The sequence below is a fragment of the Cereibacter changlensis JA139 genome, assembly GCF_003034985.1.
GTDB classification, from domain to species: domain Bacteria; phylum Pseudomonadota; class Alphaproteobacteria; order Rhodobacterales; family Rhodobacteraceae; genus Cereibacter; species Cereibacter changlensis.
Genome location: NZ_PZKG01000436.1, coordinates 1 through 461, shown reverse-complemented (window position 1 = coordinate 461; position 461 = coordinate 1). Strand labels below are relative to the sequence as shown.

Here is a 461-nt window from a genome sequence, read left to right as displayed (position 1 = left end):
GGCACGATAGGCGGCTTCAGATCGCCCCGCAGGACCTTACACGAGGGTGGCCGGATGCTCGTGGAACAGGTGGCCGGATCACCGTGGAATGGGTGGCCGGATGCTCATGGAATCCGTGGCCGGATCACCATGGTGCGCGCAAGTTGGCCGCGCCGCGCCGTAGCTCGTAGACCATCAGCCGCTTCGCGGTGTCTTCCGTCAGCACCATGGACCGCAGCTTGCGGACAGCGGGGCTGTTCATCGCCAAGGCCGGATCTGGGCCCGGTCGCGGCCGGCGGGCCCCGCGCGCCCGTTGGAGCCGTCCCACGGCTCCTACAACGCGGCGCGCGCTGAGCCAGCAGAGGGCGAGCATCAGCAGGAACCAGAAGCTCAGTACGGCGCGCTGCGCCTCGGGGTTCATCTGGAAAAACCAGCGCCGCGCCGGGATCTCCCATTGAGACCAGTGGAACATGAGATCATCC

At 67.5% G+C, this 461-nt stretch carries 1 protein-coding gene; it reads right to left on the bottom strand.

The window, feature by feature from the left end; translation table 11 throughout:
* Positions 1 to 124: 124 nt before the first annotated feature.
* The coding region (locus C5F48_RS25595) for a hypothetical protein (protein WP_181247799.1) at positions 125 to 461 on the bottom strand (337 nt) is incomplete at its 5' end.